The 1,810-nt window shown below is 54.7% G+C and carries 2 protein-coding genes and 1 pseudogene; all 3 read left to right on the top strand.

Annotation, left to right across the window (positions count from 1 at the left end):
* Positions 1-233, top strand: a 233-nt coding sequence (locus AC1DSG_RS30865; protein WP_477794249.1) for a hypothetical protein, incomplete at its 5' end; no start/stop codon positions are given.
* 78 nt (positions 234-311) lie between these two features.
* Entirely contained in the window at positions 312-1,622 is a 1,311-nt protein-coding gene (gene tig / locus AC1DSG_RS30860; RefSeq protein WP_477794248.1) for a trigger factor, read from the top strand.
* Positions 1,623-1,715: 93 nt separating this feature from the next.
* Positions 1,716-1,810: pseudogene (locus AC1DSG_RS30855) on the top strand (ATP-dependent Clp protease proteolytic subunit); the annotation flags it as partial.

Raw genomic sequence — 1,810 nt, 5'->3', positions numbered from 1 at the left:
GGGCAGGGCGTTTCGTCGTATTTTTGTTTCTCGATGATGCCGCGCTGCCACCGGCCTTGCTCGCAAGATCGGCTGTCAGGGAGATGATTGGCAACCGCTTCTATATAGAAGGGTTGGCGCAGGGCCCTGGCGTGATTGGCTGTATTTGCTATCGGGGCGAGGTGYATTCGTGCATTCGCACCTATAAATTGCCTGCTGCGTTTTTACCCGTTTTCAGTAGGGTGACTTCTTGAGTTTGACCCACTAGAATGCATGCCCTTGATTCTGGGGTCGGAAACGGCCGGCTAACGTCTGTGCAACGAGGAATATCCATGCAAGTTTCTGTTGAAAATACTACTGCTCTTGAGCGCCGCATGAGCGTCACCGTGCCGGCTGAGCGCATCGAGAGCCAGGTCAACAAGCGTCTGCAGCAGACCGCCCAAAAGGCCAAGATTGCTGGCTTCCGTCCAGGCAAAGTGCCAATGAGCGAAATCAAGCGCCGTTTCGGTGCGGATGCTCGCCAGGAAGCTGTAGGCGACGTGATCCAGTCTTCTTTCTACGAAGCTGTGGTTGAGCAGAAGCTGAACCCGGCTGGTTCGCCTTCGATCGAGCCTAAATCCCTGGAAGCGGGCAAGGACCTGGAATACGTAGCCGTATTCGAAGTGTTCCCTGAGTTCACCGTTGCCGGTTTCGAAGGTATCACCGTAGAGCGCCTGAGCGCTGACGTGGCTGATGCCGATCTGGACAAAATGCTGGACATCCTGCGCAAGCAGAACACCCGTTTCGAAGTGGCCGATCGTGCTGCCCAGAACGAAGACCAGCTGAACATCGATTTCGTCGGCAAGGTTGACGGTGAAGTGTTCGCCGGTGGTTCCGCCAAAGGCACTCAGCTGGTTCTGGGTTCCGGCCGCATGATCCCTGGCTTCGAAGACGGTCTGGTTGGCGCTAAAGCCGGTGAAGAACGTGTTCTGAACCTGACCTTCCCAGAGGACTATCAGAACCTCGACCTGGCCGGCAAAACTGCCGAGTTCACCGTTACCGTGAACACTGTTTCCGAGCCAAAACTGCCAGAACTGACCGAAGAGTTCTTCGCTCAATTCGGTATCAAGGAAACCGGTCTGGAAGGCTTCCGCACCGAAGTTCGCAAGAACATGGAGCGCGAACTGCGTCAGGCGATCAAATCCAAGGTCAAGAATCAGGTAATGGACGGTCTGCTGGCCACCAACCCGATCGAAGTGCCTAAGGCTCTGCTGTCCAACGAAGTTGACCGTCTGCGCGTGCAGGCTGTTCAGCAGTTCGGCGGCAACATCAAGCCTGACCAACTGCCGGCCGAGCTGTTCGAAGAACAAGCCAAGCGCCGCGTTGTACTGGGTCTGATCGTGGCTGAAGTGGTCAAGCAATTCGACCTCAAGCCTGACGAAACCCGCGTTCGCGAAATGATTCAGGAAATGGCTTCGGCCTACCAAGAGCCTGAGCAGGTCGTGTCCTGGTACTACAAGAACGACCAGCAACTGAACGAAGTCCGTTCGGTTGTGCTGGAAGAACAAGTTGTGGATACTGTTCTGCAGAAAGCTAGTGTGACCGACAAATCGGTCTCTTACGAAGAAGCAGTCAAGCCGGTAGAAGCTCCAAAAGCCGACTGATCGTTTTTGCGGTAAGAAGAAATCACCATAAGCCAGCCTTCGTGCTGGCTTATGCGTATTCAAGACATAACTATTTGGGAGTGACTGCAGAGCATGTTCCGTAATTCGTATATTCAGCAGAACTCAGATATCCAGGCCGCAGGCGGCCTGGTCCCGATGGTTGTCGAGCAATCTGCTCGTGGCGAGCG

The organism is Pseudomonas sp. P5_A12 (genome assembly GCF_056400685.1).
Note: the sequence above shows the minus strand (reverse complement) of the source record. Positions and strands in the feature narration are given on the sequence as shown.

Excerpts from the sequence above, each read along its gene's own strand:
- tig (WP_477794248.1), top strand. The coding sequence starts at position 312 with ATGCAAGTTTCTGTTGAAAATACTACTGCTCTTGAGCGCCGCATGAGC.